This is a genomic window from Pedomonas sp. V897 (genome assembly GCF_051304405.1).
Lineage (GTDB): Bacteria > Pseudomonadota > Alphaproteobacteria > Sphingomonadales > Sphingomonadaceae > Pedomonas.
Window position 1 is genome coordinate 118764 of the sequence record NZ_JBPPGG010000005.1, and the last position, 6237, is coordinate 125000.

The following is a 6237-nucleotide window of genomic DNA, read 5'->3' on the forward strand; positions in this document are numbered from 1 at the left end:
AAAAGCAAGGAAACCCAAATCCATCACCCCGCCGCCTCCAGCGCCGCGCGGGCCAGCTGGCGGAAGCTGCCGGGTTGCCGGGTGCCGGTTCCGAAGTCGCCGCGCAGGGCCTTCAGCGCGTAGCGTTCCGTGTCGATCTCCCCGGCGGTGCGCACGCCGAGGCGGCGCAGCAGGGGCAGGGGCGGGCACCAGCCCTGAAGCGCATGTTGCATCAGGAAGGCTGATATCCCGAGAGGCAGCAGCAGCCAGCGGCGGTCGCGCCGGGCCACGGCCAGGGTGAAGCCGGCGAGGGAGGCGCCCGCGGCGGTTGCTTCCAGCACGCGCTCGATGTCCCACTCCCGGTCCAGTTCGCGCAGGCGCTGGTCGATCAGCTCGGGGTTGCGGGCGTAATGCATGAGGCGGCGTTCCGTGCGGTCGCGGATGCGGGCATTGGCAACGGCGGAGGAATTGTCGGCGACGCGACGGGTGGTCGGCGGCAGCATGGCATTCTCCCGGAACGAACGAAGGGCCTGGCCGGTCAACGCCGGGGCAGGCGTTGCTGTTCCGGGCGGCGGCCGGGCCGCCATTGCTCTTGCGGGGTGGGCCGTCTGCCGGAACCTCCTTCAACTCAGCATTTCCACCGCGCCCGTTTTATTTCTATAAGCGCCGCTCGAAGGAGATTATCGGCATGTCCAAGCTTCAGCCCGTGCGCGGCACGCGCGACCTTTTTGGTGAGGATGCACAGCGGTTCGCCAAGGTGGTGGAGACATTCCATCGCCTCGCCCGGCTTTACGGATTCCAGCCGGTTGATACGCCCATCTTCGAATTCACCGAACTGTTCGCCCGCGGCATCGGCGAGACGACGGACGTGGTCTCCAAGGAGATGTACACCTTCTCCGATCGCGGCGGCGAATCGATCACCCTGCGGCCGGAGTTCACGGCGGGCCTGTGCCGCGCCTTCATTTCCAACGGCTGGCAGCAGCTGGCGCCGCTGAAGCTGGCGGCCCACGGCCCCATGTTCCGCTATGAGCGCCCGCAGAAGGGGCGCTACCGCCAGTTCCACCAGATCGACGCCGAGATCCTGGGCGCGGGCGAGCCGCAGGCGGATATCGAGCTGCTCACCATGGCGGCGCATCTGCTCGACGAGCTGGGCCTTGCGGGCAAGGTGCAGCTGGAGATCAACACGCTGGGCGACAGCGACAGCCGCGCCAAGTGGCGCGAGGCGCTGGTGGCGTATTTCTCGGGCCACCAGGAAGCCCTGTCCGAGGACAGCCGGACCCGCCTGCACAAGAACCCGCTGCGTATTCTCGATTCGAAGGACGAGGGCGACAAGGCGCTGGTGGCGGATGCGCCGCTGCTCGACCGTTTCCTCTCCGCCGAGGCCGGCACCTATTTCGAGACCGTGCTGAAGGGGCTGGAAGCGGTCGGCATTTCGTTTGTCGTGCAGCCGCGTCTGGTGCGCGGGCTGGACTACTACTGCCACACCACCTTCGAGTTCACGACCACCCATCTGGGCGCGCAGGGCACGGTGATCGGCGGCGGCCGCTACGATGGCCTCATCGAGCAGCTTGGCGGCCCCGCGACGCCCGCCATCGGCTGGGCGGGCGGCATCGAACGGCTGGCGCTGCTGGTGGATCTGCCCGCGCAAGGCAAGGGGCCCATCGCGGTGATTCCGCTGGGCGAGGCGGCGCAGGGGCCTGCCACGGCGCTCACCGCCCGTCTGCGCCGCGCGGGCTTCCGGGTGGAGCAGGGCTTCCGTGGCAACATGAAGAAGCGCCTGTCGCGCGCCAACGACGCCAACAGCCCCGTTGCCCTCATTCTGGGCGAGGACGAGCTGGCGCGGGGCGAGCTCATGCTGAAGGATCTGACCACCGGCGAGCAGCGGGCCGTGCCGCTGGGCGAGGTCGAGGTCGCGTTGCAGCCGTATCGGGATTAAGTCATGCCTTCCATTCCCCAAGCCAAGATCGAGCGCATTCGCCTGCGCCATGCCGAGCTGTCGCGCGACATGGCGGACCCGAACGCGTCGGCGGACCGCTTCGTCAAGCTGTCGAAGGAATATGCCGAGCTGAATCCGGTGGTCGAAGCGGCCAACGAGCTGGCGCGTCTGGGCCGCGAGCTGGAGGAGGCGGAGAGCCTGCTGACCGACCCCTCCGCCGACGCGGAAATGAAGGCGCTGGCCCGCGACGAGATCGAATCCATCAAGGCCCGTCTGCCGGAGGCGGAACGCAAGCTCCAGATCATGCTGCTGCCCAAGGATGTGGCCGACGAGAAATCGGCCATCCTGGAAATCCGCGCGGGCACCGGCGGCGACGAGGCGGCGCTGTTCGCGGGCGATCTGTTCCGCATGTACACCCGCTATGCCGAAGGCCAGGGCTGGCGGGTGGAGATGATATCCGCCTCGCCGTCCGACATCGGCGGCTACAAGGAAGTGGTTGCCTCCATCACCGGGCAGGGCGTGTTCGCCAAGCTCAAGTTCGAGTCCGGCGTGCACCGCGTGCAGCGGGTTCCGGCCACCGAGTCGGGCGGGCGCATTCATACCTCCGCCGCCACCGTGGCGGTGCTGCCCGAGGCGGAGGAAGTGGACGTGCAGATCGACGAGAAGGATCTGCGCATTGATGTGTTCCGCTCGTCCGGCCCCGGCGGGCAGTCGGTCAACACCACCGACTCGGCCGTGCGGATCACCCACCTGCCGACGGGCCTTGTCGTCAGCCAGCAGGACGAGAAGAGCCAGCACAAGAACAAGGCCAAGGCACTGAAGATCCTGCGCGCCCGGCTGTACGAGATCGAGCGCGAGAAGGTTGCGCGCGAGCGCGCCGACGCCCGCAAGTCGCAGGTGGGCTCGGGCGACCGGTCCGAGCGCATCCGCACCTACAACTTCCCGCAGGGGCGGGTGACGGATCACCGCATCAACCTCACCCTGCACAAGCTAGAGCAGGTGCTGGAGGGCGAGGCGCTGGAGGAGCTGATCCAGGCGCTCATCGCGGAGGATCAGGCGGAAAAGCTGGCCCAGCTGGATGACGCGAGCTGAGGTTCTGCGCCGGGCGGCGGGGCAGCTCGCCGTTGCGGGTCTTCAGGAGCCGCGGCTTGATGCCGAGGTGCTGCTGGCCCATGTGCTGGGCCTTCCGCGCCTGACGATGCTGCTCGACACCAGCCGCGATGTCTCCGGCGAGGACGTGCGCGCCTTCGAGGCGCTGGTCGCCCGCCGCGCGACCGGCGAGCCGGTGGCCTACATCACGGGCGTGCGGGAATTCTGGTCTCTGGAGTTCCGGGTCACGCCCGCAACGCTCATTCCCCGGCCGGACAGCGAAACGCTTGTCGAGGCCGTGCTGCGCGCCTTCGCGGCGCAGCCTCCCGCCCGCGTGCTCGACCTGGGCACCGGCTCGGGCTGCCTGCTTCTCTCGGTGCTGCATGAATTTTCCGGCAGCTTCGGCGTCGGGGTGGACCGCTCGGAAGCGGCGGCGCGCGTCGCGGCCGACAACGCCCGGCACTTGGGGCTTGCCGACCGCGCCGCCATCGTTGTCGGCGACTGGGCCGGCGCTGTTGCGGGCCCGTTCGATTGCATTCTCTCCAATCCGCCCTATATCGGAGAAGGAGAGGCGCTCTCGCCCGAAGTGGCGGCGTTCGAGCCGAAGACCGCGCTTTTTGCCGGCCCGGACGGTCTCGACGATTACAGGCGCATCATCCCCGAACTGGATCGACTGCTGTCGCCTCGGGGGCGCGCCTTTTTCGAGATCGGTTACACCCAAGCGGAGGCTGTTGGTCGCATCGCTGAGACCAATGGCTTTTCCGTCAGGATCCACAGGGACCTGGCCGGATTGCCGCGCTGTATCGAGTGCTGGAAAAGCGAGAAATCCCTTGGAATGGGGACGGGAAACGGTTAGACACGAAGTCGGTAGGGTTGAGGGTTTCCTCTACCACCTGATTTCCGAAAACGACGGATTGCAGGGCATGACGGCGCCGTGACGTGCGCCGACGTATGGGGCGATTGCCCTTAGGGCAGATTATTTTGAGAACGGGTCAATGAGAAACGGACAAAGCGGTCGCCGTAGAGGACGCGGTGGTGGGCGCCCTGCACAATCAGGTGGTCGCCCGATGGAAGCGGGCAACCGCAACGACGCGCGTATTCGCGGCAATGCACAGCAGCTGCTGGAAAAGTACAAGACGCTGGCGCGGGATGCCACCGCAGCGGGTGACCGGATTCTCGCCGAATATTACATGCAGCACGCCGATCACTACTATCGCGTGCTGGCGGAATTCCGGTCGCGCTACGAGGACACCCGCTCGCGGGATCGGGATGATCGCGACACCGACGATGTGGGCTATGATGAGGATACCGTCGAGGTGACGGCGGCACCGGGCTATGCCCAGCCTGTCCTCAGCATCGAGCCTGCGGCGGACGCGGCCGAGGACGCGAAGCCGGCTTCCGTCGAAGCGCCCGTCGCCGACGAAGCCGCTGCGGCCGAGGCTGGTGCGGACGCGGCCGAGGGCGAGGAAGCGCCCCGCCGTCGCCGGCGTGGCCGTCCCCGCAAGGTGAAGGCCGACTCCGAGGGCGAGTCCGCCGGTACGGCCGAGAACGCGGCCTGACGCACCCTCACGGTTGAAGAACAGAAACGGCGCAGCTGCACGACACGCGGCTGCGCCGTTTTTTGTGCGCGCGGGCCGGCTTTTTGTGCGCGCGGCCCGGCGCGCCTGCGCACAGGTGCTGTTGCTCCGATGCAACAATCTTGCGTGTCCAGCCTCTGTAACCGAACTGTCACCGGCCTGTCGCCCAGGCTTCACATGCCCTGACTAGAGCGGGGGTGCAACGCACCCAGAAGTGAGGGCATTGAATGACCATCCGCAAGAATTCTCGCGCTGTCCTGCTGGCAACCGCTCTGGCCGGGGCGCAGGCATGTGCCGGTCCGGCGCTGGCGCAGGAGGCATCGTCTGCCGAGGCGCAGCAGCTTCAGTCCCGGCTCCAGGAGCTTCAGAAACAGATGGACGCGCTGAAGGCGCGCCTTGAGAAAAACGAAAAGGCGGTCAGCTGGAAAGGCGCGCCGCAGGCCATCGGCGATGGCTTCACCTTCAAGCTGCGCGGCCGCATCCAATACGACGCTGGCCTGGTGTCCGACCCCGATGATCTGGTGGACGGCAAGGATCTGGGCTTCCAGAGCTATTTCCGCCGCGTGCGCATCGGCATCGAAGGGGCGATGCCCGGCGGATTCAGGTACAAGGGCGAAGTGGATTTCGCCGATCCCGACACCGTTGGCTATGGCGACGTGCTGGTCGAATACGCGCCGGAGAATTCGCCGTTCAGCCTCAAGCTCGGCAACATGGAAACCAACTACAGCCTGGAGCAGATGACCTCCTCGCGCTTCTCCTCCTTCATCGAACGCGCGCAGATGACGGAGGCGTTTTACTCGGGCCGCCGCCTCGGCATCTCGGGTGGCTTCCGGCAGGGCGACTTCAAGATTGATGCGGGCGTTTTCAACACCGCCATCACCGGCAGCCGTGGCCTCGATGAGTGGCTGTTCGGGACGCGGCTGGTCTACGCGCCCAAGGTCGGCGCCGGCCAGCTGCACGTCGGCGCCACCTACCAGCACCGCGCATTCAACAGCGATGCGCTGGGCAGCCGCTACCGCGCCCGGCCGTTCATCCGCTCCGGTTCCACCCGCTTTGTTGATACCGGCAACCTGGCGGCCAGGAGCGATGATCTGTTCGGTCTGGAGGCCGCGGGCATTTTCGGGCCGCTGCATGCGGCGGCCGAATATCAGGTCATGAAGGTGAATGGCATCGCGCCGAACGAGAGCCTTCCGGCGGATGACGCTGCCTCCGGCACGCGGCTGGCCGACGACGCCAAATTCAGCGGCGGCTACATCGAGCTGGGCTACTTCCTGACCGGCGAGACGCGCGGCTACAAGGACGGCCAGTTCGACCGCACCAAGGTGCTCGATCCGGTCGGCAAGGGCGGCCTGGGGGCCTGGCAGGTGAATGCCCGCATCGATTACCTCGACCTCAGCGACAATGTGAGCCGCGGCACGGTCTCGCAGTTCGTCAACGGCGGCAAGCAGACCGGCTATGGCATCAGCCTGATCTGGCTGCCGATCGACTATGTGAAGTTCGCCGCCCAATACGTCTATGTGGATGTGAGCGACATCAATCGCGGCGCCGATGGTCGCGGCATCGGCGCGCGCGGCGGCGCGACGGCCGGAGACGCAAGCGCCAATGCTCACGTGTTCGGCCTGCGCGCCCAGGTCGACTGGTAAGCGCGGGGCGACT

The 6237-nt window shown here is 67.0% G+C and carries 6 protein-coding genes; 5 read left to right on the plus strand and 1 reads right to left on the minus strand.

The genetic code is table 11. From position 1 onward, the window contains the following. Nucleotides 1–23: 23 nt before the first annotated feature. Nucleotides 24–482 (minus strand): hypothetical protein, encoded by a 459-nt coding sequence (locus ACSJJU_RS13170; RefSeq protein WP_435916041.1) that lies wholly within the window; start codon nucleotides 480–482, stop codon nucleotides 24–26. A gap of 185 nt (nucleotides 483–667) precedes the next feature. Here ACSJJU_RS13170 and hisS point away from each other — a divergent pair, with 185 nt between their 5' ends. The 5 genes from hisS (at nucleotide 668) to ACSJJU_RS13195 (ending at nucleotide 6224) form a co-directional block, all read left to right on the plus strand. Beyond that, nucleotides 668–1915 (plus strand): histidine--tRNA ligase, encoded by a 1248-nt coding sequence (gene hisS / locus ACSJJU_RS13175; protein ID WP_435916043.1) that lies wholly within the window; start codon nucleotides 668–670, stop codon nucleotides 1913–1915. 3 nt (nucleotides 1916–1918) lie between these two features. Next, the gene (gene prfA / locus ACSJJU_RS13180) at nucleotides 1919–3007 is read left to right on the plus strand and encodes a peptide chain release factor 1 (RefSeq protein WP_435916045.1); all 1089 of its coding nucleotides are present in this window, start codon (nucleotides 1919–1921) and stop codon (nucleotides 3005–3007) included. Beyond that, a complete protein-coding gene (gene prmC, locus ACSJJU_RS13185) occupies nucleotides 2994–3860 on the plus strand; it encodes a peptide chain release factor N(5)-glutamine methyltransferase (RefSeq protein ID WP_435916046.1) in 867 nt (288 codons plus the stop codon). Before prfA ends, prmC begins: the two co-directional genes overlap by 14 nt. Before the next feature lie 139 nt (nucleotides 3861–3999). Continuing rightward, complete coding sequence (locus ACSJJU_RS13190) at nucleotides 4000–4563, plus strand: DUF4167 domain-containing protein (protein WP_435916047.1); 564 nt, start codon at nucleotides 4000–4002, stop codon at nucleotides 4561–4563. 245 nt (nucleotides 4564–4808) lie between these two features. After that, nucleotides 4809–6224: an OprO/OprP family phosphate-selective porin gene (locus ACSJJU_RS13195; RefSeq protein ID WP_435916048.1), complete on the plus strand. Its 1416-nt coding sequence runs from the start codon at nucleotides 4809–4811 to the stop codon at nucleotides 6222–6224. Nucleotides 6225–6237 lie beyond the last annotated feature (13 nt).